Source organism: Planococcus donghaensis (assembly GCF_001687665.2).
Taxonomy (GTDB): Bacteria; Bacillota; Bacilli; order Bacillales_A; family Planococcaceae; genus Planococcus; species Planococcus donghaensis.
On record NZ_CP016543.2, the window covers coordinates 3,038,262 to 3,053,226 of the forward strand.

At 40.2% G+C, this 14,965-nt stretch carries 13 protein-coding genes; 5 read left to right on the top strand and 8 right to left on the bottom strand.

Going from position 1 to position 14,965, the window contains the following annotated elements; genetic code table 11:
- Nucleotides 1-44: 44 nt before the first annotated feature.
- Together bglA and BCM40_RS14950 are read right to left on the bottom strand one after the other, a co-directional pair.
- Nucleotides 45-1,484: a 6-phospho-beta-glucosidase BglA gene (gene bglA, locus BCM40_RS14945; RefSeq protein WP_065525178.1), complete on the bottom strand. Its 1,440-nt coding sequence runs from the start codon at nucleotides 1,482-1,484 to the stop codon at nucleotides 45-47.
- 13 nt (nucleotides 1,485-1,497) lie between these two features.
- Nucleotides 1,498-3,393, bottom strand: a complete 1,896-nt coding sequence (locus tag BCM40_RS14950; RefSeq protein WP_065525177.1) for a beta-glucoside-specific PTS transporter subunit IIABC — start codon at nucleotides 3,391-3,393, stop codon at nucleotides 1,498-1,500.
- A 168-nt stretch (nucleotides 3,394-3,561) separates the two neighbouring features.
- Between BCM40_RS14950 and BCM40_RS14955 the strand changes: the two genes are divergently transcribed.
- The 5 genes from BCM40_RS14955 to BCM40_RS14975 all read left to right on the top strand — a co-directional run bounded on the left by BCM40_RS14955 (nucleotide 3,562) and on the right by BCM40_RS14975 (nucleotide 8,256).
- Complete coding sequence (locus BCM40_RS14955) at nucleotides 3,562-4,263, top strand: GntR family transcriptional regulator (RefSeq protein ID WP_065525176.1); 702 nt, start codon at nucleotides 3,562-3,564, stop codon at nucleotides 4,261-4,263.
- Nucleotides 4,264-4,352: 89 nt separating this feature from the next.
- Nucleotides 4,353-5,027, top strand: a complete 675-nt coding sequence (locus tag BCM40_RS14960) for a response regulator transcription factor (protein WP_065525175.1) — start codon at nucleotides 4,353-4,355, stop codon at nucleotides 5,025-5,027.
- Nucleotides 5,024-6,394 carry a sensor histidine kinase gene (locus BCM40_RS14965; RefSeq protein WP_065525174.1) on the top strand — a complete coding sequence of 457 codons (1,371 nt, stop codon included), beginning with the start codon at nucleotides 5,024-5,026 and terminating at the stop codon, nucleotides 6,392-6,394. Before BCM40_RS14960 ends, BCM40_RS14965 begins: the two co-directional genes overlap by 4 nt.
- 151 nt (nucleotides 6,395-6,545) lie before the next feature.
- A complete protein-coding gene (locus tag BCM40_RS14970; protein ID WP_065525173.1) occupies nucleotides 6,546-7,580 on the top strand; it encodes an ABC transporter permease in 1,035 nt (344 codons plus the stop codon).
- A 1-nt stretch (nucleotide 7,581) separates the two neighbouring features.
- The gene (locus BCM40_RS14975) at nucleotides 7,582-8,256 is read left to right on the top strand and encodes an ABC transporter ATP-binding protein (protein WP_065525172.1); all 675 of its coding nucleotides are present in this window, start codon (nucleotides 7,582-7,584) and stop codon (nucleotides 8,254-8,256) included.
- 138 nt (nucleotides 8,257-8,394) lie between these two features.
- Here the strand turns inward: BCM40_RS14975 and BCM40_RS14980 are convergent, their stop codons facing one another.
- The 6 genes from BCM40_RS14980 to BCM40_RS15005 are packed head-to-tail and all read right to left on the bottom strand — an operon-like array spanning nucleotide 8,395 to nucleotide 14,904.
- Nucleotides 8,395-10,668 (bottom strand): glycoside hydrolase family 65 protein, encoded by a 2,274-nt coding sequence (locus BCM40_RS14980; RefSeq protein WP_065525171.1) that lies wholly within the window; start codon nucleotides 10,666-10,668, stop codon nucleotides 8,395-8,397.
- Nucleotides 10,669-10,680: 12 nt separating this feature from the next.
- Nucleotides 10,681-11,364: a beta-phosphoglucomutase gene (gene pgmB, locus BCM40_RS14985; RefSeq protein ID WP_065525170.1), complete on the bottom strand. Its 684-nt coding sequence runs from the start codon at nucleotides 11,362-11,364 to the stop codon at nucleotides 10,681-10,683.
- Nucleotides 11,361-12,416, bottom strand: coding sequence for a LacI family DNA-binding transcriptional regulator (locus tag BCM40_RS14990; RefSeq protein ID WP_065525169.1), 1,056 nt, complete (start codon nucleotides 12,414-12,416; stop codon nucleotides 11,361-11,363). Before BCM40_RS14990 ends, pgmB begins: the two co-directional genes overlap by 4 nt.
- A 46-nt stretch (nucleotides 12,417-12,462) precedes the next feature.
- Complete coding sequence (locus BCM40_RS14995) at nucleotides 12,463-13,161, bottom strand: YesL family protein (RefSeq protein WP_065525168.1); 699 nt, start codon at nucleotides 13,159-13,161, stop codon at nucleotides 12,463-12,465.
- Nucleotides 13,162-13,186: 25 nt separating this feature from the next.
- Complete coding sequence (locus BCM40_RS15000) at nucleotides 13,187-14,023, bottom strand: carbohydrate ABC transporter permease (protein ID WP_065525167.1); 837 nt, start codon at nucleotides 14,021-14,023, stop codon at nucleotides 13,187-13,189.
- A complete protein-coding gene (locus BCM40_RS15005) occupies nucleotides 14,023-14,904 on the bottom strand; it encodes a carbohydrate ABC transporter permease (RefSeq protein ID WP_065525166.1) in 882 nt (293 codons plus the stop codon). Before BCM40_RS15005 ends, BCM40_RS15000 begins: the two co-directional genes overlap by 1 nt.
- Nucleotides 14,905-14,965: the final 61 nt, after the last annotated feature.

Genomic DNA, 14,965 nt, shown 5'->3' on the forward strand with positions numbered 1-14,965 from the left:
AGCCAGCGAAAGGATTTTCTTAATGTTCATTTTTTCAACTTTCTTTACAGTTGATCGCCATTTGTGCGAATCACCGTTTTATACCAGTCAAACGAATCTTTTTTAAACCGTTTCATGGTGCCATTTCCTTCGTTATCACGGTCGACATAAATCATGCCATAGCGTTTTTTCATTTCACCTGTTGTGAATGACACGATATCAATAATTCCCCACGGTGTATACCCCATCAAGTCAACGCCGTCATACAGAACCGCTTTTTTCAACGCTTCGATATGAGATTTTAAATAATCGATTCGTTGCGTGTCGTGAATGTCACCATCTTCTTCTATTGTATCAATGGCACCAAAGCCATTTTCCACGATAAATAATGGAATTTGGTAGCGATCGTACAGTCGATTCAACGTATACCGTAAACCGGTAGGATCAATTGACCATCCCCAATCGCTCGATTGGATATAAGGATTTTCGACGCCATTCGGCAATCCACCGTTGACGATATTGCTGAGGTTGTCATTGTGCACATCACTCTTTACGGTCGTCGACATGTAATAACTAAAGCCTAAATAATCAACTTTGCCGTTCTTTAATATTTCTTCATCGCCCGGTTCCATCTGGATATTATAGCCTTCTCGTTCGAATTCTTTTAATACGTAATTCGGGTAGTAGCCGCGTACGTGGACATCAGGGAAGAAATAACGCTGCCTCATTTCTTCTTCTGCTAACATGACGTCTGCTGGATTTGAAGAATACGGATAAACTGGCACATGGGACACCATCGCGCCAATTTTAAAATTAGGGTTAATCGCTTTTCCTTTAGCTACAGCCAAGGCACTTGCGATTAGTTCGTGATGTCCTGCTTGGTACATCACTTCTTTTGCATTCTCCCCTTCTGTAATCACTACACCTGAGTTTGTCCATAAAAATATCGGGTTATGGACATCCATTTTATTGTTGATCTCGTTGAATGTCATCCAGTATTTCACTTTGTCTTGATATCGGACAAAGCAAACTTCCGCAAACTTCACAAAATAATCTACGACTTTGCGGCTTCTAAATCCACCATATTCTCTTGCTAAATGCAGCGGCATTTCAAAGTGCGAAAGCGTAATTACCGGCTCTATACCGTTCTTCAACAATTCATCAAATAAATTGTCATAGAAATTCAATCCTTCTTCGTTCGGCTCTGTTTCATCGCCTTTCGGGAAAATTCGGCTCCATGCAATCGAAGTCCGTAAACACGTTAACCCCATTTCAGCAAACAACGCTATGTCTTCCTTATACTTGCTGTAAAAATCAATCGCTTCGTGATTCGGATAAAACTTGTCTCTTTCAATTGTAGCAGTGATTTGTCTTGCGACTCCATGTGCCCCGGCCGTCATCACATCGACAACGCTCGGGCCTTTTCCACCTTGGTCCCATCCACCTTCAAATTGATGCGCAGCTAATGCGCCGCCCCATAAAAAATCGTTTGGTAATTTCTCCATTTGATCTCTCTCCTTATTTAACAACTGTTAGTAATTTGTCTCCTACGATGCCATCTAAAATGTTTTCGATAATAACTTCTTTATAAGATTGCGTATTGGTAATGATTAACGGTGTGGTGATTTTAATGCCTTCGTTTTGGATAAATTCCCGGTCAAATGTCATTAGCAAATCGCCTTTTTTAATACTCGCCCCGTCTTCAACGTGCAATGTAAATGGCTTTCCATCCAACATAACCGTATCCAAACCAATATGAACTAACAGTTCTACACCTGAATTTGAACGCAATCCGATTGCATGTTTCGTTAGTGCAATCATCACTACTGTGCCATCAAACGGCGCATACAATTGGTTATCTAAAGGTTCTATTGCTACACCATGCCCCATAGCACCCGAACTAAACACCTTGTCTGAGACTTCGGAAAGAGGAATGACTTGTCCTCTTAGCGGTGCATGAATCGACTCTTCGTTTAAGTTGATCTTTTCCACACCCGGTTCAGGTTGTTTTTTCGTAGAATCTATAAGACCTTCTTTTTCTACTACATTCTCACCAAATCCAAAAATTTGGATCAAAACGATAGGGAGAATAATCGCAATCGCACAACCAATTAAAATTCCCCAAATCGATGAGGGTGATTCAGAACCGATGCCATTTACGACGGTTAAAGGTCCTGGCAATCCTGCGTAAGCAAAGTAATAAGGATTAAAGAAACTGGCCGTTATCGCACCGACAGCTCCCGCAATACTCCCAAAGATAAACGGCTTTTTAAATTTTAACGTAATTCCGTATATGGCTGGTTCCGTAATCCCAAATAGTCCCGTGACCCCAGCTGAAACACCTATTTTTTTGGTTTCTTTGTTTTTTGTTTTAATGATAACGCCTAAAACAGCACCAATTTGCGCGATGACGGCAATCGTTTGATATGCCTGGAAAGAATCGCGACCATACAAATCAAAATTCGCGATAACCATAGGTGTGACGCCCCAATGAATACCGAAGATGACGAGTACTTGCCAGAACCCACCAATGACCGCCCCAGCCAAAGCCGGTGCATTTTCCGCTAGGAAATTATAGCCATTTGCGATTCCGTTGGCGCCTATCGTAGACAGAGGACCAATTAGTAGGATTGTCAGTGGAACCATAATGACTAAGCTTATAAATGGAACAAATAGAGGACGAATAACCTCGTGTATGCGCTTGTTTAAAAATCGTTCCAAGTAAGACAAAATCCATACTAGAAATAACGGCGGCAATACAGAAGATGTGTACACCGTCTGGGTTAACGCCATTCCAAAAAACGAAATGGTTTCTCCTTCTGCAATTCTGCTAGCCATCGCTGCCCAAGTCGGACTGACTAACGCTGCAATCGCCGCAACGGCAATATAAGGGTTGGACTTAAAATGATTCGAGGCAGTAATCGCGATGAAAATAGGTAGAAAAGTAAACGGCGCCCACGAAATAAAACTAAACACTTCATAAGTCCCTGTTTCCGCAAAACTAGGAAATAGTAAATTAATTAAGATCAATGTTCCTTGTAAAATACCGGCAGCCGCTAAAATATAAATAAATGGTGCAAAGACAGCTGACATAGTGGCGATAATCCGATTTAAAACGGTTTCTTTGTTATCGCTAACAACGTCGGTGGAGTCGAGCTTTATCAAATTTGAAAATTCCTCAAACACTTCGCCAACATGCTGACCGATAACCACTTGAAATTGTCCATTGTTTTCGACGACCGTAATAACCCCTGTCATTTTTGATACCACTGTTTTAGCTTCAGGTTTCGATCGTTTCAAGACAATGCGAAGCCTCGTGGCACAGCGAGTAGCATTTACGATGTTCTCTTCCCCACCCACAGCTTCGAGTATGTCTTTTGCAAGTTTTGAATAATCCCTGATTTTTTCTCCCATTTGTTTCACCCCTTTATTTGAATACTCTATTATCTTAATTGTACCGGTCTAATTAATCAAGTACCTAATAAAATTATTATTCATTATAAATCCAACTAGAGGAGTCACCATTTATTTTATGCTATAATTTAGTTATCTTTTCAGACATTAAAGTAAAGAGGTATGCATATGTTAAAATATCAGCACATCGCAGACGAACTGGAAAATTACATAGAAGAACACAAGCTGCAACAAGGCGACAAACTGCCGATCTTGCAAGATTTAATGATTCAGTTTGACGTGAGTAAAAGTACAGTTACAAAAGCTTTGGATTTACTTGAGAAAAAAGGCGTGGTTTTTCAAGTAAGAGGAAGTGGCATTTTTGTCAGAAGACATAAACGCCAAGGCTATATTAGCTTAACTTCAAATCAAGGATTTAAAAAAAACTTGGAAGAGTTTCACATCACTTCAGAGATCATTACGCTGGATATACGAAAACCGACAAAAGAAGCCGCTGTAAACTTAAATATTGGTCTTGACGATGATGTTTACTACGTAAAAAGAATTCGGTATATCCACGGACAAACGCTTTGTATTGAAGAATCGTATTTCAACAAATCCATCGTCACTTACTTGAACAAAGAAATTATTACGGAATCTATTTTCAACTACATTACTGAGGGGTTAGGATTGAACATTGGATTTGCTGATACTTACCTTCATGTCGACAAACTGAATGCGGAAGAAGCGGAGTATTTAGGGTTACAAAAAGGCGATCCTAAACTTGAAGTTGAATCTGTTTTCCACTTAACAAATGGTCAGCCATTCGATTTTTCAAAACTAACTTATAACTATGTGCAGTCACAGTTTTTTCTCCAAGCTGTTTTATAAGATGCAACAAACTCGCCCTCTTTTAAGAGAGCGAGTTTTTTCGTTCGTGCAGATTCACTGTATAATACAATTCAAGGAGGCTGATTGGAATGATTCGGATATTAGCAGTAGATGACGATATACATATGTTGAATTTCATTGCAGCTGAACTTCGGCAAGCAGGATACGAAGTGACAGAAGCCCTTTCAGGTGAGCAAGCTTTGGAGATATTGGAAAGTGAAACAATGGATTTAGCTGTTGTGGACGTCATGATGCCCGGCATCGACGGCTTTGAACTGACACGAATTATCCGAGGGGATTACGACCTTCCCGTTATTTTGCTGACAGCTAGACATCATATTGAAGATAAAGAACGTGGGTTTTTAGCAGGATCAGATGATTATTTAGTCAAACCTTTTGAAGCGAAAGAATTGTTGTACCGCGTCAAAGCGATATTGCGAAGATACAATCATCCGGAAGATGACTTAGTCGTTATCGGGTCTTTACGAATTGACTTGAAGAGCTATGAAGTAAAATCACCGAATGGCATTTTGTTTATTCCCTTAAAAGAATTTGAACTGCTAGCACTCATGGCGTCCAAACCTCGACAAGTGTGGAGCAGAGACTCTATCATTGAAAAGGTTTGGGGAATTGACTTTCAAGGGGACGAAAAAACCATTAACGTTCACATAAAACGACTGCGTCAACGATTAGAACGATTTGCGCCTGACGTGAAAATCGGTACGGTAAGAGGTGTCGGATACAAACTGGAGGTTGTCACATGAGTCTTTACGTGAAATTCATTTGGTTTACGTTTGCGACCATGTTGATCAGCAGCCTAATCGCTTTTTTCGGGATGAATACGTATTACCACAGCCAACTTAAAGGTGAAAATAACGATAAAAACATGACCATTGCCAAGTCTTTTGCAGATTTCCTAGAGGAACTCCCAGCTGATCAGACAGGTGATGCATTGACCACATTAGGTGATGCTGGTTATCAGCTTTATGTGACAGACGGCGCCACGGTCGAGCGTTATGGCGGCAACTACCGCGATGAAACGATTAGCCCCTCAGAAGTTCAACAAGTTTTGGATGGTGCAGAATTTAACGGCATCCGCGATTTTCCGAAAGAAATTTTTGTTACTGGCTTTTTTGCCAATGAATTAAAAAACACAGTCGGCGTTCCGGTTGAATTAGATGGCAAACCACATGCTTTGTTTGTGCGACCCAATATCGGGCTGTTGTTTCAAGAACTTCACTTGTTATTTGGTGGTTTGGCAGTGGCGATTATTTTATTGAGTTTTGTGGGCATGTTGGTTGTTGCACGGTTACTGATTCAACCCATTACGAAATTGACCGAAGCGACCGAAAAAATGGGGACAGAAACGTTTGATGTCCCCCTAGCTATTCACCGAAAAGATGAAATTGGCCGTCTTGCAGATCAATTTTCAACGATGCGTTCTCGAATCGAGCAGTCTACATTAAAACGAAAAGAATTCGTCCACAATGTCTCACACGATATCCAATCACCCCTTCATACCATTCAAAGTTATTTAGCCTTGCTTGAAAAAGACGGCATTGCCAAAGAAGAAAAAGAACAGTACACAGCGGTTATTCAAGACGAAACAACGCGTTTATCTTTACTCACAAAACAACTGCTGACGTTGGCGTCATTTGATGCGGAAGCAGCAGAATTGACCGAAACCGTATCTGTGAACCAGCAGCTTCAGCAAACTTTGTCGCATTTACGGTTTGCTTTTGAAGAAAAAGAACTTGGCATATCAGCGCAACTCGCAGAAGGCCAAGTTAAAGGCAACGGTGTCCTTCTGCAAACAGTGTGGGAAAACTTACTAACCAATGCGATTAAATACAGCGAACCCGGCAGTTTGATTGACGTTCGGCTAAGATCTACTGCAGAACACGTGATTTTGGACTTGCAAGACGAAGGCATTGGCATGTCCCCGGCTGAAGTGGAACACGCTTTTGACCGTTTCTACCGAGCAGATCACGCTCGGACACGTTCGACAAAAGGCTCTGGCCTTGGCCTCGCAATTGTCAAAGAAATTATCGAGTTACACGGCGGAACGGTCGAGATTTCTAGCAAGCTCGGTGAAGGTTCAATTGTTCATGTAATACTCCCGCGTGTTTAAATTTTAAAAAGCTGTACTAAACGTTTTTTATTGCGTTTAGTACAGCTTTTTTCTTAGGTAAATATATTTTTCGTAATTGTCACCCGTCGTTCATCTTCCGTTCATGTTGAAAGCTTAAAGTAAAGTTATTAAAGAAACCGGAGGCGTTCCCATGAACATCGCGTGGAAAGAAATTAAGAAAAATAAAGTGAGATTTGCTATTTTAGGGTCGATTGTTTTTCTTGTTAGCTTGTTGACGTTTATCATATCAGGCCTAGCAAATGGCTTATCACAAGACAATGCGGCACTTATTAAAGATTTACCAGCCGGACAGTTTTACATGACTGAAGATGCGGTAGGCACACATAATTTGTCGCGCATCGACCTTGAAATTCAAAATCAAACATTAACAAAGACACAAGATGCTGTTGCTTTGTCGATTCAAATGGGCTTTTTAAATGACGAAGAAGACAAACAACGCAGTGTTGCCTTTGTAACTGCTACAGACTCTTCCCTATTTGAAACTGTCGAAGTAGGCGAAGTTGTATTAGACCGTTCATTAGAAGAAGACGGCTTGAAAGTTGGGGATGTGTTAACGAATGATCAGTTTAGCGGCGAGTTTATCGTTAAAGGGTTTGCTGATCAGCAAAAATACAGCCACGCCCCTGTTGCGTTTATCAACATGGAAAACTACAAAGAAATATACCGTACCGATGAAATGCAATTGCTCTTTGTACCGGAAAGTGACGAGTACCCAACCATTGCAGGACTCGAATCTTACACTAAAAAAGAATTTTTATCTGCTATTCCAAGCTATAGCGCAGAACAACTCTCACTTAACATGATTGTTTGGTTTTTAGTTGTGATTAGCGCTTTACTGTTTGCGATTTTCTTTTATATGATGAACGTTCAAAAAATTGGCTTGTATGGCATTTTAAAAGCTATTGGCGTAAAAACAAGTACGCTATTCAAAATGATGTGGACGCAAATGTTCTTTATTACGACTATCGCGCTCGTCTTTTCAATCATATTGAGCCAATTGTTCAATCAATTTGCCCCAGCAGGAATGCCGTTTAGCTTAACCGCTACTGTGACGATTCAATTGTCAATTGTGTTTTTAGTCATTGGGTTTATCGGCGCCACTTTATCTGGTATTCAAATTAAAAAAGTCGAACCATTACAAGCAATTCAACAAGGAGAGGTTTAAGATGACGATTTTCACAGCTCTAGAAGTTCGAAAAACGTTTACTAACGGTGAAGTCGCAGAGGAGATATTAAAAGGAATCGACCTGTCTCTTCACGAAGGCGAAATTACAGCATTAGTTGGCGCTTCAGGTTCTGGGAAAAGTACGTTATTAACTATTGCAGCAGGTTTACAACCCACTTCAGCCGGACAAATTATCTTTAACGGACAAACCATGACGGAAATGTCTTCTGAACAAATTCGGCAAATTCGGGCAAGTGAGTTCGGTTTTGTTTTTCAAGCCGCTCACTTAGTGCCGTTTCTAACGGTAGAAGAACAATTACTCCTTATGCTCGATGTTGCTGGAACTAAATTATCGAAAAAACAACAACAAAAAGAAGTGGACGAATTGCTCGAACAAGTAGGTATGGACCACCGAAAAGGTGCCTATCCCGCTTCGTTATCCGGCGGTGAAAGACAACGTGTTGCTATTGCCCGGGCAATAATCCACAAACCGAAAATGTTGTTTGCTGACGAACCAACAGCAAGTCTCGATTCAAAACGTTCAAAAGAAGTCATGTCGTTAATTCGTGAGTTGACGAAAACTTTGCGTATAACCACGTTAATGGTGACGCACGATGAAGAAATGCTGTTCTATGCGGATCATGTGATTACGATGAAAGATGGATTGGTGGAGTAAGTTCCGGTTTAAAAGGATCCGGTTTAACAAAGTTCTTTATAAATTATTTTCAAAAAAGCCATCTTAGAAATCAACTGATTTCCAAGATGGCTTTTTCATATACAATTAATTAATGAGTTACTGTTTTAATTCCCTACCTTATTCAACAACCATTTCTTTTCCGTCTTTAAGAACAAGTTGTTGGCTGCCGTGAGTAATGGTCAATTGATTTCCACGCAAAAGCGTATAACTAGTCGTCTCTCGGTCTTTACGTATTTTTAGCAGTCGACCTTGGTACTGTAGTCGGAATTCGTAGGAATTCCACTCCGCCGGTAAAGTTGGAACAAAGGAAAGGCCGCTCTCTTTCAAGCGCAATCCAGCAAATCCATAAACAATTCCGAGCCACGTTCCGCCCATATTCGCCATGTGTAGCCCGTCTTTCGTGTTACCATGGGTATTTTCTAAGTCTAAACGCGCGGTTTCGTTAAAGTACGCATAGGCCTTGTCATGGTAACCCAATTTAGACGCCATGATGCTATGAACGCATGAAGACAGCGACGAATCGTGTGTGGTAATCGATTCGTAATAATCATAAGAATTTTTCATCGTTTTGAAATCCTGCTCATCTTCTAGTAGGAAATGTGCAAGTACTGTATCGGCTTGTTTAAGCACTTGAGAGCGATACAAAGTCAACGGATGGTAATTCAACAGCAATGGGAATTTTTCAGCCGGTGTGCTTTTCAGATCCCAACGACCTTTTTTCAAGAAGCTATCATCTTGCGCGTTGATTTTAAGCGTGTCATCGTAAGGCAAATACATGTTTTCTCCTGCTGTTTGCCAGCCGACAACTTCCGTTTCCGTCATTTCAAGTTGACCGGTCAGTTGCTGTAATCGTTCGCTATCGTTTTCTTTTAAGTGGTTATAAACTTTGGCTGCCCACAGTAAATTGTGTTTTGCCATAACGTTTGTATAGTAGTTGTTGTTGACGATGCACGTGTATTCGTCAGGGCCCGTAACACTATCAATACGGAATTCGCCATTTTGCATATGACCAGTTTCTGCCCATAATCTGGCGGTTTCGAATAACACTTCCGCCATATAATCTTTCAGGAATTCTTCATCTTGAGTCACCAAATAATATTGGATATAGCTATAAGCGATATCGGCGCTAATGTGGTATTGTGCCGTACCTGCCGGGAAAAACGCTGAACTTTCTGGCCCTGTAATGGTTCGCCAAGGAAATAACGCGCCTTTTTCATGGCCCATTTCTTTTGCTCGTTGCCGCGCACTATCTAGGATTGAATAGCGATGGAGCAGCAGGTTTTTAGCAATTTTCGGGTTAGTCATTAAGAACACTGGGAAGATATAGATTTCCGTATCCCAAAAATAATGTCCTTCGTAACCTTCACCTGACAAGCCTTTCGCAGCGATATTGCTTGCTGGGTCTTTACCTACCGATTGAAGAAGTTGATACAGATTGAAACGAATGCCTTCTTGGACGTTTTCATCTCCATCAATTGAGATGTCAGAAATTGCCCAATAGTCATCTAAATATGCTTTCTGCTCACCCAACAATTCTTCAAATGTTTTGCTCTCCACTTGTTTCAGCAGTTTTATTGCTTTGCTAGTAACGTCATCGCCATGGCGCAACGTATCTGTATAAACCGCGAATTTCGTGAAATGTACTGGCTTTTGATCTTCAATGATAAATGTTTCTTCTACAGCGACGTCGGTCACGTTGTTGCTATATTCCCCGTTATCTGACTGGATGATTGCTGTAGATACACAAGCTACATCTAATTTAGTTTCGTAAGTTGTATCTTTCACTACACTGTAACGGTCTTCTTGGCGCACATCTGTAATGTGAAGACGTTTTGTATGGCCAGAAGCAAGACGTGGGTCTTCTTTGTCGACATAGTTGGACACGTCTCCATTTAAAGTTGAAATGATTTCTACTTTATTTATAGGCGTAATCGGTTCTATTTTAATATCAATCGCAAACAATTCTTTTGTGACGAATGATACAAGCCGTCTAAAATGAATTTTAACTTCTTTTCCTTGTGGCGATATCCAGTGGACAATCCTTTCAGCAAAGCCCGCATCCATGTGAAGCTTTCGTTCACAGAAAACCAACTCTCCTTCAAATACCGAAAACCGTTCTCCGTCTAAGTAAATTTGGACAGTTTGCGCATCGATGATGTTCAACACTTTTTGCTGCTTTGTTGGAAATCCATACAATTTTTCTCCGTACGTAATCTCGGTCTCATCATGAAACGCATTGATATAGGCTCCACGGATCGATTTAAATCCTTCTGTGTATCCTTCTTCAAAGTTTCCTCTGACTCCTAAATAGCCATTTCCTAAAGACAGCAAACTTTCGTTTATCAATAGATTAGGATTATCAAGTTCAAATTTCGTCAATGTCCAAGTCATGCTTTCACTCCTCTACAAACTAGCTTTTTTCTTATGAAATTGGCTGAGCACATCTTCAAACTTTAGCTTTAACGTGTCCTCCACTAAATAATCTGCATGTGAAAGATGTGCGCTATCACCAACCCCTACCGAAAACATGCCAGCTCGATTAACAGCCTCTACACCCGCGCTGGCGTCTTCTATACCAATGCAGTTTGAGTAGTCAATCCCTAATGCATCCGCAGCGGCAGTGAATGTTTCTGGATCCGGTTTTCCTTTTTTTACTTTTGCAGCATCTACTATGTAATCAAAATAGCTTGTAAGTCCCAGCTTTTCTAAAATGGCGGGCGCATTTTTACTGGCTGAGCCAAGCGCAATTTTAGCATTTGTTTTTTTATTGGCGTCCAAAAAATCTACCATTCCTGGAAGAATATGAGCAGGTGTAATTTCCTCAATCAATGTTAAATAATAATCATTTTTTTGACTCGCCAGCTCTAGTTTTCTGTCCGTCGACAATTGGCCTTTGGAAGGGTCTAGCGCTAAAATGCGATCCAATGAATCCATGCGATTAATGCCCTTCAGTTGTTCATTAAATTGGCGATCAAATGAAATACCAAGCTCTTCAGCCAATTTATGCCACGCCAAGTAATGGAATTCAGCTGTGTCGGTCAGGATGCCATCTAAGTCATATATGAATAGTTCCGGTTTTTGTGTCATGTAATTTCCCTCTTTTCATGTTCCACTAACGGATCTATAGGCAAAAGCTTTACGCTTTCTCGATCCATCAATTGATGCGGAACCCAAATATGTTGTTTTTCCAACTTGCCCTCAATAATGTCTTGAAGTAAACGAGCGGATATTTTACCTATTTCCGCAAAATCTTGCCGAATCGTTGTAAGCAGCGGTTGTGTATAACGGCTGAGCACCAGATCATCAAAACCCGTTATTGAAATGTCTTCAGGAATCCTTAAGCCGGCTTCTTTTACGGCTTTCATAACACCAAAAGCCATTAAATCACTGAAACAAAGAAAAGCAGTAGGTTTTTCTTTCTGTAAGTAGGTACGTGCAAGTTCAAATGCTTTTTCTTCTGAAAATGATGCTTCTAATACATCAATGTCACTTAAGTTCATATTGTATAAATCGAGAGCTTCCCGAACACCTGTCATGCGCTCTGTATTGACATAAGTTTCCCGTGTACCTGACATGACTACTATTTCGCGATGATTCCGTTCTAGCAGATGGATGGCTATTTCTTTGGAAGCCTCTGCATTATTAATAGACACGCTGCCGATTAAGCCATTTTCCGTTTCAGCTTTGATATCAAGAACCACACAAGGCATGCTAGAGTCGATCAACTCCTTGTAATACTGATCATCTGTTCGAATTCCTTGTAAAATCGCTCCACCAATATGACGTTCTCGGCAATAACGGACATAACTTTGACGTTTTTGTTGCTGAGAATCGATTAAGTAAATGGATAATTCAAACCGGCTATTTGAAACTTCCTGGTAGACACCTTTGAAAATGTTAAAAGCATTGCTATCATTTTCATTGTTATTAAGTACACCAGAGGAAATCAGCCCCAGTGTCATTTGTTTTTTCGAGGATAAATTTTTGGCATTGATATTCGGTGAATAATTCAATTCTTGCGCAATCGCTAAAACACGTTGACGTGTCTCTTCTTTTACGTCTGCATAATTGTTAAAGGATTTCGAAACAACACTAACGGATACGCCCGCTTTTTTAGCAACATCTCTTATTGTGGACATAAACAGTTTCACTTCCTATATGAATTCGTCGAGTTAAGTATTGCTTTCAAGCGGAGGGTTTGGCCTCATATTTATTTTTGACACGTAAGGTTAAACGGTAAAATACCGAAAATGACAGAAAAGCGCCCAATGAACAAATCAAAAGCGGGAAAAGCCATAACAACTTTACTCCAGTAATCCAAATAAGTACGCCATTGCTCACTAAAATAAACACACTTAACAATGGACTTCCAGCGGAAACAAAAAATGCATTTTTCAAGCGTTCTTTGCTGTTCATACGGTAATGGACACTGATAGAAAAGAAGTTCACAGTATACACAAACAACGCAAGACCTGTTAGTAGAAACAGTAAGTCGATAATGCTGCTTCCTGACCGGAGATAAAAGTATCCGAAATACCAACTCAACCACATGGCAGCAAAAGGCACACCCATTTTAGAACTTTCTTTATAATTTTCTTTTAAGGAAATTACGTATTGCTTCACTAAGGAAACATCTTGATCAAGTAGCCAATCCCTAGCAGACGCAAACACAGCAGTCGTTGCTGGAAAAAACAACAGGGGCACAAATACCAAAACTGCCAAACCAAACAAGATGAGTCCGGTTGCATTGGTGATGTCGAAGATCATAAACGCAGCAAACAATGGCAAGCTCATTAAAAACCACATGAAATTGACTATCGTCATTTTCAAAAACCATTCGCTCGCTGTATAAATCACACCCATTAGTCCATTCATTTCTTGCATGTTTACGCCTCCTAGTAAGAAGAGCTTATTTGACAGCACCTTCCCCAATTCCTTTAATGATGTATTTTTGTGCCAGTATATAAAAAATGACTACTGGAATAATTGTCAATGTCAATCCAGCCATGGCCAAATTCCATTCGATGGTGAACTCCCCGAAAAAGTAGAAGACAGACAATGGAATTGTCCGTAGCTCTTTGTCTACTAATGTCAAAGAAGGTAACAAAAAGTCGTTCCAAATCAAAATAACATTTAAAATCATCACGGTGGCGGTAATCGGTGTCAAAATCGGGAAAATGATTCTCCAGAAAACTCCAAACTTCGAAGCACCATCAATCGTTGCCGCTTCCTCTAATGAAATCGGAATCGATTTAACAAAGCCGTGGTAAAGAAAAACAGACAGAGCAGCGTTAAAACCAATATTCATGAAAATTAGGCCACTAAGTGAATTATATAGTGGAATTCCTAAGTCTCTAGTAACCCCTGTAACTAATTGCATCAGCGGCATCATTAATGTTTGAAACGGAATTAACATTGTCGCAATAAGGGTCATGAAAATGATGGTACTTATTCGATTTCCAGACCTAGCTAGCATCCAGGCAGTCATAGATGACAAAATGACAATCAGCACGACTGAAACGATTGTAACAACCATTGAATTGGTAAAAGCATTTACAAAATCCATCTTCTCCATCGCTTCCGTATAGTATTGGAAACTGAATTCTCCAGGAAGAGCCAATGCATTTTCATATAATTCCTGTCTTGTTTTGAACGAGTTTACAAAAATAATATAGATGGGAGACAAAAAGATCAAAGCAGTCAGAGCGAGTAAAATTTCTTTCGACCATTTGCTTAGTATTCGCATTACATTTCAACCTCCCGTTTTTTCGTTATATAAACTTGGGTCAAAGTAACGGCTGAGATAATTATGAAGAACAAAATAGCTTTAGCTTGTCCGTACCCATAATTTCCGTAACCGAAGATTTCATTATAAATGTTCATGGCAAAAAGTTCTGTTGCATTCGCTGGCCCACCACCCGTCAGTGATAAGTTGACGTCATAGATCTTAAAGCCGTACGAAAGGGTAAGAAACAGACTGATGGTAAATGCGGGCATAAGCAAAGGAAATGTAACTCTCGTCAATCGTTGCCATTTGCTAGCACCGTCCACTTTAGAAGCTTCAATTAGTTCTCCAGGTACTCCTTGAATCCCAGCAATATAGACAATCATGACGTAGCCTGCCATCTGCCAAGTAAAAACGAATACAAGAGCAAACAAGGCAAAGTTCTCATTGATCAGCCAATTGAAGAAGATATGTTCAAGTCCGGTCGCTTTACCAATTGCTGCAAAAACATCTAGAAAAACAAACTGCCAAATATAGCCTAAGATAAGACCACCGATTAAGTAAGGCATGAAAAACATGGTACGCGCTAAATTTGCCAGTCGTAATTTAGAAGTGACTAGTAATGCAAATGCTAGTCCTACTATATTCACTGAAATGACGGACAGTACCGTAAACAAGATAGTAAGCCACGTCGACTTCATAAACCGACCATCTGAGAACAACGTAAGGAAATTTTCGAAACCGACGAATATTTTTGGATTTGCGCCAATTCCATCCCATTCAAAAAATGCATAATAGATTCCGATCAAAAACGGAATTACGACGATGATGGTAAAAATAATAAGCAATGGCAATGTAAATAACAGATACCAACCAACGTTCTTCTTGCTTGTCACATCCATTCCCCTCTTTTCTTTGATTAAAGGTTCTTTAACTGATAAAAAGCAGAACACGCCTGACTAG